Below are 12,985 nucleotides of genomic sequence, written 5' to 3'. Positions count from 1 at the left end.
AATAAGCGCGAGCAGCTACTCTATTGATAGCACTCTGCCTGGATTCATCAGATTTTTCGGATCTAGCGCACCCTTGATGGCGCGCATGGCGTTCAGGGCGACTGGCGATTTGTGGTGCGCCAGCTTCTCGCGCTTCAAGCTGCCAATGCCGTGTTCGGCCGAGATGGAGCCCCGGTAGCGGTCCACGACCTCGTACACCAGGGCGTTGATCGGGCCTTCCTGGTCGCGCAAAAAGGCTTCGGCATTGGCGCCATCCGGGGCCTGCACGTTGTAATGCAGGTTGCCGTCGCCCAGGTGGCCGTAGTTGACCAGGCGCGCGCCCGGAAAGTGCTGCGCTAGCAGCGCATCGGTTTCGCGCACAAAGGCGGGGATGCGCGACACCGCAATCGAGATGTCGTGTTTGATGTTCAGCCCCTCTTGGGCCTGCGCCAGCGGAATGCTCTCGCGGATGTGCCACAGCGCGCGGGCCTGGGCGATGTTCTCGGCCACCACGGCGTCCAGCACGCAGCCCTGCTCCAGCGCGGCTTCCAGCAGGCGCTCAAACTGGCCGCGCGCATGGCTCTCGGACTCGTGGTCGGAGTTTTCCAGCACCACGCAGTAAGGGCTCATTCCGCCAAACGGCACGTTTTGTTGCGGAAAATGTTTGCGCACCAGGCCCAGCGCAAAGTCGCCCATCACTTCAAAACCGGTCAGCCCCGCATTCAGGTGCTGGTGGGCCAGGCCCAGCAGTTCTACCGCGGCTTCCAGCGAAGGCACGGCGGCAAAGGCCGTGAGCTGGGCTGCGGGCAGCGGGTACATGCGCAGCGTGGCCGCGGTGATCACGCCCAACGTGCCCTCCGACCCAATGAACAGGTGGCGCAGGTCGTAACCCGTGTTGTCTTTGCGCAGGCCGGTCAGGCCGTCCCACACCTCGCCTTGCGCCGTTACCACTTCCAGGCCCAGGCACAGCTCGCGCGTGTTGCCGTAGCGCACCACCTGCGTGCCGCCCGCATTGGTGGCCAGGTTGCCACCTATGGTGCAACTGCCTTCGGCGGCCAGGCTCAGCGGGAACAGAAAACCTTCTTTCTCACACGCCTCTTGCAGCGTCTGCAGCACGCAGCCAGCTTCCACCGTCACCGTGAGGTTGGCCGCGTCAATGTGGCGGATGCGGTTCAGGCGCTGCAGGCTCAGCAGCACCTGGGTGCCGCTGGCATCGGGGATGGAACCCACCACCATGCCAGTGTTGCCACCCTGGGGCACCAGGCTCACGCCGGCGGCCGCGCAGGCGCTCACCACCGCAGCTACCTCGGCTGTGGTGCCGGGGCGCACCACAGCCAGGGCACGCCCGCGTTCGCGTTTGCGCCAGTCCTGCTCATACGCAGTCAGGTCGCCATCGGTGAGCACATGGGCATCACCCACGAGGGTGCGCAGCGTGGCGCGCAGGGCTTGGGGATCGGTCATGGGGCAGGGCGGATGGTTGGTTCGTCAGGGGCTGCAGCCAGCTTGGCGTGTTTGAGGCGCAGACGGATATGGGCGGTGCACGCCACAAAAAGCACGATGCACAGCAGCACCTCCAGCAGCGCCAGCCAGTTGCCGGGCGCCTTGTCGCTCCAGGCGCGCACCACACCTTCGGTGAAATACAGCCACACCATCAGGCTGACCCAGCGGTAGGTGTACATGCGGTTTTTCAGCAGGCCGGCCAGCGGAATACACAGGGGCAGCACCTTCAGGGCCAAGGTGCCAGTGCCGGTGGGTGCCAGCCACAGCTCCCAGAGCAGGCCCAGCAGGATCAGGCCCACGGTGCTGATGACGGCGACCCATCGACTGAGCTGCACGGTGTGGGAAGAGGAGGGAGTGGGGGGAGTTGCTTGCATAGGTAAGCCGCGTAGCTTAAAACAAATGCCAGCCGCGGCCGGGCAGCACGGGGCCAAGCCCCGGCAGAGGGCCGGTTTTCCCCTCTTGCTGGCAGCCGGTGATAGGGATAGGCTGGCTCAGCACCGTCGGTGGCTTGGAGTACTGGCAATGAGCTCGCACCTGCGTCAATGGGGATGGATCAGTGGCCTGTGGCTAGGGTTGACCGCGGGGGCGCAGGCGCAGTGCAACCGCGTGGTGCTCACGGCCGACCCGTCATACCCGCCCCTGCACTGGTACGACGGCAACACCCTGCAGGGCGCCAGCATTGAAATTGCCAAGCGCGTGCTGACCGAACTGAGAATTCCCTACGAGGTGCGCTACCAGGGGCCGTTTCCGCGGATCATGACCTTGGCCGAGCGTGGCGAGGTGGACATGATTGCCACGCTGAAAAAGACGCCGGAGCGTGAGGCCTTCTTGCTGTACCCCAAGACGCCGGCCCTTTCCAACCCGGTGGCCGTGTTCGGTGCGCGTGAACACCCGTTTGAATTCCGTGACCGGGCCGACCTGATCAGGCTGCGCGGCGGCATCACGCGCGGCAACGTGTTTGGCGGAGGCGTGGACGAGTACCTCAGGGACAAGCTCACCATCCAGGAGTCCAACAGCCCCGAGAGCAATTTCGAGAAACTGGCGCTGGGTCGCATCGACTACTTCATCACCGGCTACTACACCGGCATGGCGCTGCTGCTCAAGCGCGGGGACGAAGAGCGCTTCGTGGTCAAGGAGCCGTATCTGGTGGACAGCCCCAACTACATCGTGCTCACACGCAATGGCAAGTGTGCGGACAAACTGGACCTGATCGACGCGCGCCTGGCCTTGCTGAAGAAAAGCGGTGCGCTGGATGAGTTGATTCGCATGAGTTTTCAGAAGTGGAAGTCTCAGCCCACCCTGGCCGAGAAGTAGGTTTTTCCCCCGGCCGTCTGCGTCGGCGCTGATGGCATGATGGCGGGATGCAACTGATAGAACGTCTGAAACCTTGGCTGCGCGACGTGGCCAGCATCCCCTGGCGGGACGCTGCCATCATCCTGCGCGAGCGCTTTCGCGAAGACCGCCTGGGTCTGACGGCCAGCAGCCTCACCTTCACCACCACCATTGCGCTGGTGCCCTTCATCACTGTGGCGCTGGCGGTGTTCACCGCCTTCCCCATGTTTGCCAAGTTTCAGGATGTGCTGCAGAAGTGGCTGATCGAAAGCCTGGTGCCCGACAACATTGCGCGCCAGGTGCTGGGTTACCTCAACCAGTTTGCCGGTAAGGCCAGCCGCTTGGGCGTGGCCGGCCTGGCGGTGCTGCTGGGCACGGCGCTGGCGCTGATTTTTACCATTGACCGCACGCTCAACAGCATCTGGCGCGTGCGCAAACGCCGGCCCCTGGGCCAGCGGGTGTTGATCTACTGGGCGGCCATGACCCTGGGGCCCTTGCTGCTGGGGGCCAGCCTGTCGCTCACGTCGTATGCCGTGTCGGCCTCCAAGGGGCTGGTGGGCGGGCTGCCGGGTGGGGTGAGCCTGCTGCTGGACAGCCTGCAGTTTGTGCTGGTGGCGTCTGGCATGGCGGCCATGTTTCACTTTGTGCCCAACACCCAGGTGCGTTGGGGCCATGCCTGGATGGGCGGGCTGTTTGTGTCCGCCGGCATGGAGCTGGCGCGAAAGGGCCTGGCCCTGTACCTGAGCAAGGTGCCCACCTATTCGGTGGTCTACGGCGCGTTTGCCACCGTGCCCATCCTGCTGGTCTGGATTTATGTGGCCTGGGTCATCGTATTGCTGGGCGCGGCGCTCACCGCCTACCTGCCCAGCCTGATTGCGGGCGTGCCGCGCCGCCGCCTGGGCCACGGCTGGCAGTTCCAGCTGGCGCTGGAATCACTGCAACTGCTGGAGCGCGCCCGCAGCGGTGTCGAGCGAGGCCTGACCCTGACCCAACTGCGCACCACCATGCAAGTGGACCCGCTGCGGCTGGAGCCGGTGCTGCAAATGCTGGTGGAACTGGACTGGGTGGGCCAGCTCAGCGAAGAGGGCGTGCACGACGTGCAGGCTCGTTACGTGCTGCTGGTGGACCTGGACACCACCGTGCTGGAGCCGCTGATGCGCGCGGCCCTGCTCAAACCCGATGCGGTTACCGAAAATCTATGGAAAATTGGCCGCTGGCCCTCTACTACCTTGCGCGAGGCGCTACTAAAAGAGTAGCGGTTATTGCGCGTGTTTATTTCGCGTCAAGCTTCAACGCAATTCAACACCCGCTATGCAGAGTAACTATAAGCACTGTTGATTTTCCAAGCTACATCTCACGTGCGCCCCACCGACCCGACTGACCACCTACTCCAGAATTCTTGCTCGCGCATCTATTTTTTGATAGGGCGTTTGGTCTTTCATTTTTTTGGTGCGTCAGTGACGTTGCCCCCATCAGTGACGCGATTTATACGGGTTTCAGTACGCCATAACCTAGGCAAATTGGCTGCGCGGGGATCTGCCAGTCGTAGTCCATCGCAGCTAGCTCTGTCCCGAACACGCTAAGCGTCAGGTAGTTCGATTGCCAACTGGCGACGTTAGCGGTTCTGATAGTGGAGTCTTGATACTGTAAGCGTGCCATGAGGCCGAAGTCCAATCCCTGTCCACGCGCTTTTAGCCAGGCTTCCTTGCGGGTCCAATAGCGCAAAAAGGTTTGCTGGGCCTGGGGAGCGGGTAGTTGGGACAGGTGTGCGTGTTCTTCGGGATGGCAAACCTGTTCGGCCATGGCCTGTATGGGTCTGGGGCGTCCGTGGTTTTCGATATCTACGCCGACGGGGGCATCGCCCATGGCAGCGAGCAGGTAATGCGCACTATGTGAGAGTGAGAGATAGCAGTCGTTTCGATCCAGAACCGTGGGAGGCTGGTCGGCCTCGGCTGTCAAGGGCCAGTCCGATGGCTTGCCCCCCCAGCGTTGAATCATTAGGCCCCGCAACAGATCTCGCGCCGCCTTGAAGCGCGAGCGTTGGCTCCGAGTGGTTAGTGCTTCCCAGCGCTTCTTTTCGCTGGCGCTCCAATGGGCGGGTGCGTACAGGTCCGATGCCTCGAGAGAGGCTGGGCAGGCAATGAGTCGAATCTGCAGCACAGCTCAGCCGGGCCAGCGACGCAGGATCAGTGAGGTGTTGATGCCGCCAAAAGCGAAGTTATTTGTCATGAGAAACTCGCCTTCGATGTTGCGGCCGGTGTCCATCAGGTAGTCCAGCGGCGCGCAGCGCGGGTCGACTTCCTTGAGATTGAGTGTGGGGGCGAACCATCCGTCGCGCAGCATTTCTATGCTTATCCAGGCCTCTAGCGCGCCGCAGGCGCCCAAAGTGTGGCCCATATAGCTCTTGAGCGACGAGATCGGAATGCGTTCGCCAAACACCGCATGGGTGGCGCTGGCTTCGGCTACGTCGCCGTGGTCAGTGGCCGTGCCGTGGGCATTTACATAGGATATGTCGACGGGGCTCAGTCGGGCGTCGTCCAGCGCTAGGCGCATGGCGCTAGCCATGGTGTCCATATTCGGTTGGGTCACATGGCGGCCGTCGCTATTGGTGCCATACGCCAGGATTTCTGCATGGATCCTGGCGCCCCGGGCCTGGGCGTGTTCGAGCTCTTCGAGTACAAGGGTGCAGGCGCCTTCGCCCAGCACCAGTCCATCTCGGTGGGCGTCGAAGGGCCGGGGGGTCAGTTCCGGGCTGTCGTTGTGCTTGAAGCTGGTCGCAAACAGGGTGTCGAATACGGCGGCTTCGGTTGCATCCAATTCTTCGGCGCCACCGGCCAGCATGGCGACCTGCTTGCCCGACTGGATGGCTTCAAACGCATAACCAATGCCCTGGCTGCCCGAGGTGCAGGCGCTGGAGGTGGTGATGATGCGCCCGGTGATGCCGAAGAACACGCCGATGTTGACGGCCGCGGTGTGCGACATCATCTTGATGTAGGTGGTGGCGTTGATGCCTTCTGTCGACTTCTCGGCAATCATGCGGCCGAAGTCACCGATGGAGGCGGGCGTACCAGCCGAGGACCCATAGGAGATGCCCATGCGCCCGCTCTTGACTAGTGCATCACCGAGCAGGCCCGCGTCTTCTAGCGCCAGTTCGCTGGCGCGCGTTGCCATCACTGCCACGCGTCCCATGCTGCGCATGGTCTTGCGGTTGTAGTGCGCGGGCAAGGTAAATGGGGCAGCGGGCGCGCCGACCTTGGTGTTGAGTCCGTCGTAATCGGCCCATTCCGCCATGACCTGCACGGCATTGCGCCGCGCCTGTAACCGGGCTTTGACCGTGGCCCAGTCGTGTCCCAAGGGGCTGATGGCGCCTACGCCACTGACAACGACACGTTTCATCCCACCATTCCCCCATTCACAGATATCACTTGTCGCGTTATGTATCCTGCATCTTCACTCATCAAGAAGCTTACAAGGGCCGCCACTTCCTCCGTCGTACCCACCCTCTTGGCGGGGATTAGCTTCAAGGCCTCGTCCAGCAGCGCCGCGTCGACCATCTCCGTATCGATCAGTCCTGGCGCCACGCAATTGACGGTGATGGCCCGGCTGGCCAATTCCACCGCTAACGCCTTGGTGGCGCCGATGATGCCGGCCTTGGCTGCGCTGTAATTTACCTGCCCGCGATTGCCCATAATGCCCGAGACGGACGCCAGCGTGACAATGCGCCCTGGCTTGCGGCGGCGCACCAGTGGCATGGTGAGCGGGTGCAGTACGTTGTAGAAGCCGTCCAGATTAGTGCGCAGCACCGCATCCCAATCCTCCGCGGGCATAGCCGGAAATGCGTTGTCGCGCGCAATGCCCGCGTTGCAGACCACACCGTAGTAGCAGCCATGGGTCTCCACGTCGTCCAGCAGTGTCTCGGCGGCCAGCGCCCGGGCGGTCAGATCAAACTGCAGTATGCGTACGGCCTGTCCCAGCGCCTCGATCTGTGCGGCCACTTGGGCAGCCTCGTCCACCCGGCTGCGACAATGCAGCACGATGTCATAGCCCTCGCGGGCCAGGCGCAGGGCAATGGCCCGCCCAATGCCCCGGCTGGAGCCGGTAACCAGTATAGTTTTACTATCCATGATCCATCTCTTCCAGAAATAAAGAGGCATCCGAAGGTTCAAACACAGTCAGGGCCGCGGTTGCCACGACGGTCTGGTTGACCTCAATCCGGCAATCAAACTGCCCCAATCCATTGTCGGCCTGGAACTGGCGCGACACATGGATGTGCAATATCTCCCCTAGCGTATAGCCTGGGCGCTGGCTCACATAACGTCGGCAGCCCAGCAGAAAGCCGATCTTGGGCAGCTGGGCTTGCTGCCGGGCCTGCCATCCTGCCCAAGCCGCAATGGCTTGGGCCATGTATTCCATGCCCACCCAGGCACCTACCGCGCCGTCGTGGAAGAACAGCCCGTTAGCTCGGATGGTCACCTGGGCCGACAGGGTTTCCGTATCGGCGCTGAGAACCTTGTCCAGCAAGCACATGGCGCCGGCCTGCGGCACCAGCTCGGAAACGGGAATCTCATGCGGCTCACGCATGGTGCACCTCTTTCGGTCTATCTGGCGCAGTGTGGCACCCCAGCACCAAGGACACATTGTTGCCGCCAAAGGCGAAGGAATTGCTCATGACATGGCGCAGCGCGGTGCCGCGCGTGCGGCCCGGTGCCACTAGGTCCAGCGCCGGCAGGGTAGGGTCGTGGGCACCGTCCCACCAATGGGGCGGCAAGAGCCCTTCGGGGTTATCCGTGAGGCTGAGCCAGCACAGCGCTGCTTCTAGGGCGCCTGCGGCACCCAGGGTATGGCCGGTCAGAGGTTTGGTGGAGCTCACGGGAACGCAGTTGCCGAAGAGTTCGAAGATGGCGCGGCTTTCCATGGCATCGTTCTGCACGGTGGCAGTGCCGTGCATATTGAGGTAATCTATTTCGGCAGTAGAAAGCTGCGCGCGCTGCAGTGCCCCGCGCATTGCCCCGAGCGCGCCCTTGCCGGAGGGATCGGGGGCCGAGATGTGGTGGGCATCCGAACTCTCGCCCCAGCCTTCCAGACGAACCGGACCGGGCTCGCGCGTCATCAGAAAGAGCACGGCCGCTTCGCCGATATTGATGCCATTGCGATGGACACTCATGGGGTTGCAGCGCTCGGCACTGACCGACTCCAGCGCAGCAAATCCTGCGACTGTGAAGTCGCATAGTGAATCCACGCCGCCGACCAGGACCGCATCGCACAGGTCCGCCTGCAGCAGGCGGGCCGCGCTGGCCAGTGCCTTGGCGCTCGACGAACAGGCGGTCGACACTGTGTAGGCTGGGCCGCGCAAACCCAGCAGCCCCGACAGAGCTGCGGATGGCGACCCCATTTCCTGTTGCGCCAAGTCAAAACCAGGGGGTAGTACGCCCTGGGTCTGGAAGTAGGCAAATGCTTGTTCGCTCTCACCAATGCCCGAGGTGCTGGTGCCCACTACGGAGGCAACGCGGTGCGCCCCGAAGCGCGCCAAAGCGGCGTCGACCTGTGGCCGGATCTGCGCCAGCGCGGTCAACAGCAGCGCGTTGTTGCGGCTGCGTTGTGCCGGCGGCAGGCATGCCAGATCGGCGAGGGGGCCGCGTACTGCGCCCTGGTGCAGGGCGCGGCCCGAGGCCCGTGCCGGCTGCACCAAGACACACTGCGGCTGCGCGCCAAACAGTGCAGCACGGGTGAGTTCCAGGCCCTCGCCCAGAGCGCTCACCAGTCCCAGTGCATTCAGGTACGGCGCAGAACTCATGGCGACGGGGCTTGCGTGGACACGGAGTCAATCCGCATGCGATAGCCCTCCAGATAGTTGCTGAGCGTGGCCTGCCCGACCCAGCGCCGGGCATCGCTGTAGACAATTTCCACCTGCGCTTGGCCAGAGTAGCGCAGCGTGCGCAGGCCGGCAGTATCGTCGATGGACCACGCTGCCGGCAGCTGGGCGCGAATCGCCTCTGCGGGCCAGTACAGCAGCTGGATGTCGCGCAGCACATGGACCGCGTCGATGGCTGCAGGGACGTGTTCGTTGCGCGTGGCTTGCAGGCGCTCGCCATCCCACTGCACCGTCAAGACGCGCTGGCCCATGGTGATGACCGCTAAACGTAGCGATTGGGCATCCATCTCCAGCAATGCTTCCAGTTCCGTTTGCGGCAAGCCCATGCCGCCGGCTCCCGGCGCGATGCGTGAGACGCTGAGGTGCTGGGCCAGGCTCAGCGGTGTGCCCAGGGTCTGCGGCGACAGCCGCAGCTCTGGCACCGTGCGGCTGGCACCGAGGGGCGCAGCGCAAGCCCCCAGGCACAGCAGCAGCCATATAACGATCAGACTGCGCATAGCTGTTCTAGCGTCTTGAGCCGACCGGGCTCTGCCACATAGGGGTTCTTGGTATCCCAAGCGTAGCCTGCCAAGATGGCGGAGATCATGCGCCGTACCTCGTCCGAGGGATGGGGGTGGAAGATCACATCCTGGAAGCCTCCCGCATACCAGCTCTCCACAAAAGCGCGGAAGGCGTCCACGCCGCGCTTCAAGGGAGTGGCGTAGTCGGCTTGCCAGTCCACTGTTTCACCGGCCCATTCGCGGGCAATGGCCGCGGCCGCAAGGCTGGCCGATTTGACGGCGATGGTGACGCCGCTCGAAAATACCGGGTCAAGGAACTCCCCGGCGTTGCCCAGCAAGGCAAAGTTGCGTCCCACCAGGGATGTGACATTGGCTGCATAACCCGTGAGCTGCCGCGCGGGCGTGTCCCATACGGCCTGGCGCAATAGGTTTGACAGCGTGGGCACTTCCGCAATGATGGCCTGCAGGCGTTCCTGTTCGGTGCCCTGGTAGCGGTTGAGAAACTCTGTGCGCGCGACCACGCCCTGCGAGCAGCGGCCATTGGAGAACGGAATAGTCCAGAACCATACATCCACGTGCTTGGGGTGCACACTCACCAAGATTTTGCTGCGGTCAAACGAGCCCGCAGGAATGTTGTCCTGAATATGCGTGAAGTAGGCCCCGCGCACCGGGAAGTTTGAGGGCGTTTCCAGATCCAGCAGGCGCGGCAGGATGCGGCCGAAGCCGCTGGCATCCAGCAGAAACTTTGCGCTGATCTGGTAGAGCTCGCCCTCGGGCGAGCGCACGTGAACCAGGGGTTGCTCTCCGCAGATGTCCACCGCTTCCACTTTGTGCTGATAGCGCACTTCGGCTCCGGCTTTGGCGGCGGCCTTTGCGAGCACCTCGTCAAAGGTCGCGCGCTGTACTTGGTAGGTGGTGCCCCAGCCTCTGGAGAACTTGTCGCGAAAATCGAAGGTGGTGTACTTATCGCCACGCTGGAACGCGGCGCCGTTCTTGTACTGGAATCCTGCCTCCACCACGTCCTGCAGGTAGCCCGCCTCCTCGATATAGGTCATGGACTGCGGCAGCAGGCTCTCGCCGATCGAAAAGCGCGGGAACTGCTCCTTCTCAATGAGCAGCACCTGCCGGCCCTGTTGGCGCAACAAACCTGCGGCGACCGAGCCCGCGGGTCCTGCGCCCATGATCAGAATTTCAGTGTGTTCGGTTTTCATGTGTTTCCCCGGTAATGGCTTGTTTATTGAAGGATGGACGCAGCCCGCAGAATGCCGACCACGCCCACCAAAATCCAGAAACTATTGAGCAGCGTGTAGGCCGCGTCGCGGCGCAGGCGCGAACACCAGGCCAGCACGATGGCATCAATCGTGTTGAACACCCAGACGAACATGAATGGGCTCTGCGGTCCCATCCAGCTCACCAAGCTGAAGCTGAAGATGCGCATTAGCACACCCACCATCTCTAGAGCCCGGATATGGGTGAGTACAAATTTATTCAAACTGTCTAGCATGGTCAGTGGCCGTGGGGTTGCGTAGTGGGAGCGGTGGGCCTGAAAAAGGGCGTGAGGATCCAGATCGATATCTCGCCGATGAGCATGGTGAGCCCGAAGGCCCGCAAAGCCGGTGTGGCTGATAGGCCCAGCAGGCCGAAGGAAAGCAGGGTGCTGACGCCGGCTAGGGCCACGGCCACCCAGGCACTGCCATCGCCGGGATGTTCCAACAGAAAAATACCGTAGTCCACTCCCATGCCCAGCAACAGGAGTAGGGCCAGCACTGTGAATAGCTGGATGGGCTCTCCGATCCAGCCAAAGATGGATAACGTCATTAGCGTGCCCAGAATGGTGGGCATGAGTGCGCGCCAGGCCTGACGCCGGAAGCGCCACAGCAACAGCAACAGCACGCCGGTATAGCCCGCCAACAGATAGCCCAACATCACATCGCGGTAGCGGGCTATGAGGTCGGAGATCTGTGCGGTGCGGTTGACCCATTGCACGCCAGTCAGACCGTCGCCCGCGGCCTCTATCTCGGCGAGATTGCTTTGCTGTACCCCACGCAGCATGACCAGACTGTAGGACTGTCCGTCCATATCCCCCAGCCACTGCCCGCGGATGGCCTTGGAGGCGGGGCTGGCCAGCCAGGTTTCTGCGTCGAGCGCAGCGTGAGGCGGGGCCGCTTGCGTGGCCATCTGCCCCGTGGCTCGTGTCACGGCGGACCAGGCCTGTTGCTCCGCGCGCCGCACCAGCTCTGCATTGCGCTCCTGCATCGCGCGAGATGGCAGCCAGTCCGAGACCGCCCGGTAGCCGCCCAGTACACCGCGCTGCACCAGCGGCGTCAGGCGGGCACCCAGCGCTTCCTCATGCTGCAGCAGTTGCTGCGCCGAATCACCGCGTACCAGAAAGAACTGGGCCGGGCTGGGTTGCCCCAGCAGCTCGTTGATCTGGACTTGTTCGGCTAGCAGCTGTGCCGGCGCGCTGTAGAGTTGCCGGATATCGTCCTGGCTGCGCAGCTGGACCAGGCCCGCCAGGGTGAGCCCCCCCAGACACAGCCCGAATACCAGCCAATTGCGCGTAGCCTGCAGGCGCGGCCAGCGCTGCAGATTGTTGGCCACGCGCGCCGCAAAAGTGGTCTGGTGAAGGGGCCCGCGGTCCATCCAAGGGAACCAGCACACCACTGTGAGAAAAGCGGCTAGCAAGCCAGTGGCGGAAAACACCGCCATTTGCTGCAGGCCGGGGAAAGGTGCAATGCCCAGGGCCAGGTACGCCAGCACGCTCGTGCCTAGCGCCAGCAGCAGCCCGGGCAACAGCGCCTCCAGCACCCGGTAGCGGTCAGCTTCGCCCTTGCCCTGGCGTGCGGAGAAGTAGTGAAAACCATAGTCTTCGGCCACGCCCACCAGGCTGGAGCCAAATACCAGTGTGAGCAGATGCACCTTAGGAAAGATCAGGGCCGTCACGCTCAGCGCCACCGCGCAGCCCGCCACCAGCGACAGCCCGACCAGCACAATCGGGCGCAGCGCACGAAAGGCCAACCAGACTAACAGCAAAACGGCCAGCATGGAGCCTATGCCGATGGTAGACATCTCGTCATTGGCCTGGGCCGCCGCCGCTTCGGCGTACAAGGGCACGCCGGCTGCAATGACCTGGGTCTGTCCCTCGTCGTGCGCGGCCGCCTGCCTGGCCGCTTGCAGCGCGTTGCTGATCGGCGTTGCGCCGCTGACTGCAAAGGTCCCCGCCTTGCTGTCGAACAGCACCAGCACCCACTCCCGACCCTGCGCGCTGAGCCAGAGTTCGCCGTCACGTGGGCGCACATTGCTCTCTGCGGCCCGGGAGAGCCACCAGTCCTGCCACAGGCCCAGGGGGTCTGCGTGCCAGTCGGTCAGCCGCGGACCGGTGGGCTGGTAGAGCCGCATAAGCGCAGCGTCTCCCAGTGCATTTGCCGAGGCCTGGCCCAGCCAGTCGCGCTGCGCGGGTGTCAGCAGGCCCGCGCGTGCTGGGATGTAAAACGCCATGGCTTCCTCCAGCGAGGCGGCGGTCACCGAGGACGGGGCCAGTACGTCGCTGTGCTGCGTCATCTCTGCGCGAAAACGGGTTGCGGCCGCGCGTGTCTGGTCCCAGTCCGGTGCGCCTACGAGCACCACGATTTGCCGGCCATTTTCGTCGGTGAGCTTACGCGCCACGGTGTTGATGATGGGTTGGTGCTCGTCAGGGGGCAGCAGCGCCAGCACATCGGTGTCCAGGCGCGAGGACTGCCAGAATTGCACCTGGTCCCAAGCGACCAGCAGCATCAGGGCAGCCCATAGGCCAGCCAACCAA

General features: G+C 63.4%; 13 protein-coding genes. 2 read left to right on the top strand and 11 right to left on the bottom strand.

Annotated elements, in window-relative coordinates:
- Positions 1–15: 15 nt before the first annotated feature.
- Both C5F53_RS02715 and C5F53_RS02710 read right to left on the bottom strand, forming a co-directional pair.
- Entirely contained in the window at positions 16–1,440 is a 1,425-nt protein-coding gene (locus tag C5F53_RS02715; protein WP_105259776.1) for an FAD-binding oxidoreductase, read from the bottom strand.
- Positions 1,437–1,853, bottom strand: coding sequence for a DUF2069 domain-containing protein (locus C5F53_RS02710; RefSeq protein WP_105260375.1), 417 nt, complete (start codon positions 1,851–1,853; stop codon positions 1,437–1,439). The genes C5F53_RS02715 and C5F53_RS02710 overlap by 4 nt, the downstream gene beginning before the upstream one ends.
- A 148-nt stretch (positions 1,854–2,001) precedes the next feature.
- Here C5F53_RS02710 and C5F53_RS02705 point away from each other — a divergent pair, with 148 nt between their 5' ends.
- Both C5F53_RS02705 and C5F53_RS02700 read left to right on the top strand, forming a co-directional pair.
- Complete coding sequence (locus tag C5F53_RS02705; protein ID WP_161499874.1) at positions 2,002–2,793, top strand: ABC transporter substrate-binding protein; 792 nt, start codon at positions 2,002–2,004, stop codon at positions 2,791–2,793.
- 47 nt (positions 2,794–2,840) lie between these two features.
- Positions 2,841–4,067 carry a YhjD/YihY/BrkB family envelope integrity protein gene (locus C5F53_RS02700; protein ID WP_105259774.1) on the top strand — a complete coding sequence of 409 codons (1,227 nt, stop codon included), beginning with the start codon at positions 2,841–2,843 and terminating at the stop codon, positions 4,065–4,067.
- 229 nt (positions 4,068–4,296) lie between these two features.
- Here the strand turns inward: C5F53_RS02700 and C5F53_RS02695 are convergent, their stop codons facing one another.
- From C5F53_RS02695 to C5F53_RS02655, 9 genes are all read right to left on the bottom strand, one after another.
- Positions 4,297–4,770: a 4'-phosphopantetheinyl transferase superfamily protein gene (locus C5F53_RS02695; RefSeq protein WP_161499873.1), complete on the bottom strand. Its 474-nt coding sequence runs from the start codon at positions 4,768–4,770 to the stop codon at positions 4,297–4,299.
- A 204-nt stretch (positions 4,771–4,974) separates the two neighbouring features.
- A complete protein-coding gene (locus C5F53_RS02690) occupies positions 4,975–6,207 on the bottom strand; it encodes a beta-ketoacyl-ACP synthase (RefSeq protein WP_105259772.1) in 1,233 nt (410 codons plus the stop codon).
- Positions 6,204–6,935 (bottom strand): 3-oxoacyl-ACP reductase FabG, encoded by a 732-nt coding sequence (gene fabG, locus C5F53_RS02685; protein ID WP_105259771.1) that lies wholly within the window; start codon positions 6,933–6,935, stop codon positions 6,204–6,206. Before fabG ends, C5F53_RS02690 begins: the two co-directional genes overlap by 4 nt.
- Positions 6,928–7,392 carry a hotdog family protein gene (locus C5F53_RS02680; RefSeq protein ID WP_105259770.1) on the bottom strand — a complete coding sequence of 155 codons (465 nt, stop codon included), beginning with the start codon at positions 7,390–7,392 and terminating at the stop codon, positions 6,928–6,930. Before C5F53_RS02680 ends, fabG begins: the two co-directional genes overlap by 8 nt.
- Positions 7,385–8,605, bottom strand: a complete 1,221-nt coding sequence (locus C5F53_RS02675; protein WP_105259769.1) for a beta-ketoacyl-ACP synthase — start codon at positions 8,603–8,605, stop codon at positions 7,385–7,387. Before C5F53_RS02675 ends, C5F53_RS02680 begins: the two co-directional genes overlap by 8 nt.
- Positions 8,602–9,180, bottom strand: a complete 579-nt coding sequence (locus tag C5F53_RS02670) for a DUF3261 domain-containing protein (protein WP_105259768.1) — start codon at positions 9,178–9,180, stop codon at positions 8,602–8,604. Before C5F53_RS02670 ends, C5F53_RS02675 begins: the two co-directional genes overlap by 4 nt.
- Positions 9,168–10,394, bottom strand: coding sequence for an NAD(P)/FAD-dependent oxidoreductase (locus C5F53_RS02665; RefSeq protein WP_105259767.1), 1,227 nt, complete (start codon positions 10,392–10,394; stop codon positions 9,168–9,170). The genes C5F53_RS02670 and C5F53_RS02665 overlap by 13 nt, the downstream gene beginning before the upstream one ends.
- 23 nt (positions 10,395–10,417) lie before the next feature.
- A complete protein-coding gene (locus C5F53_RS02660) occupies positions 10,418–10,687 on the bottom strand; it encodes a hypothetical protein (protein ID WP_201740775.1) in 270 nt (89 codons plus the stop codon).
- 2 nt (positions 10,688–10,689) lie between these two features.
- A complete protein-coding gene (locus C5F53_RS02655; protein ID WP_105259766.1) occupies positions 10,690–12,957 on the bottom strand; it encodes an MMPL family transporter in 2,268 nt (755 codons plus the stop codon).
- Positions 12,958–12,985 lie beyond the last annotated feature (28 nt).

This window comes from Rhodoferax sp. TS-BS-61-7 (assembly GCF_002943465.1).
Classification (GTDB): domain Bacteria; phylum Pseudomonadota; class Gammaproteobacteria; order Burkholderiales; family Burkholderiaceae_C; genus Allorhodoferax.
This window is presented reverse-complemented; position numbering and strand designations above follow the sequence as displayed.

What these genes read in the sequence shown, in the direction of transcription:
- C5F53_RS02715 (WP_105259776.1), bottom strand. Translation starts at nt 1,440, where the DNA reads ATGACCGATCCCCAAGCCCTGCGCGCCACGCTGCGCACCCTCGTGGGT.
- C5F53_RS02710 (WP_105260375.1), bottom strand. Translation starts at nt 1,853, where the DNA reads ATGCAAGCAACTCCCCCCACTCCCTCCTCTTCCCACACCGTGCAGCTC.
- C5F53_RS02705 (WP_161499874.1), top strand. Translation starts at nt 2,002, where the DNA reads ATGAGCTCGCACCTGCGTCAATGGGGATGGATCAGTGGCCTGTGGCTA.
- C5F53_RS02700 (WP_105259774.1), top strand. Translation starts at nt 2,841, where the DNA reads ATGCAACTGATAGAACGTCTGAAACCTTGGCTGCGCGACGTGGCCAGC.
- C5F53_RS02690 (WP_105259772.1), bottom strand. Translation starts at nt 6,207, where the DNA reads ATGAAACGTGTCGTTGTCAGTGGCGTAGGCGCCATCAGCCCCTTGGGA.
- fabG (WP_105259771.1), bottom strand. Translation starts at nt 6,935, where the DNA reads ATGGATAGTAAAACTATACTGGTTACCGGCTCCAGCCGGGGCATTGGG.
- C5F53_RS02680 (WP_105259770.1), bottom strand. Translation starts at nt 7,392, where the DNA reads ATGCGTGAGCCGCATGAGATTCCCGTTTCCGAGCTGGTGCCGCAGGCC.
- C5F53_RS02675 (WP_105259769.1), bottom strand. Translation starts at nt 8,605, where the DNA reads ATGAGTTCTGCGCCGTACCTGAATGCACTGGGACTGGTGAGCGCTCTG.
- C5F53_RS02670 (WP_105259768.1), bottom strand. Translation starts at nt 9,180, where the DNA reads ATGCGCAGTCTGATCGTTATATGGCTGCTGCTGTGCCTGGGGGCTTGC.
- C5F53_RS02665 (WP_105259767.1), bottom strand. Translation starts at nt 10,394, where the DNA reads ATGAAAACCGAACACACTGAAATTCTGATCATGGGCGCAGGACCCGCG.
- C5F53_RS02660 (WP_201740775.1), bottom strand. Translation starts at nt 10,687, where the DNA reads ATGCTAGACAGTTTGAATAAATTTGTACTCACCCATATCCGGGCTCTA.
- C5F53_RS02655 (WP_105259766.1), bottom strand. Translation starts at nt 12,957, where the DNA reads ATGCTGCTGGTCGCTTGGGACCAGGTGCAATTCTGGCAGTCCTCGCGC.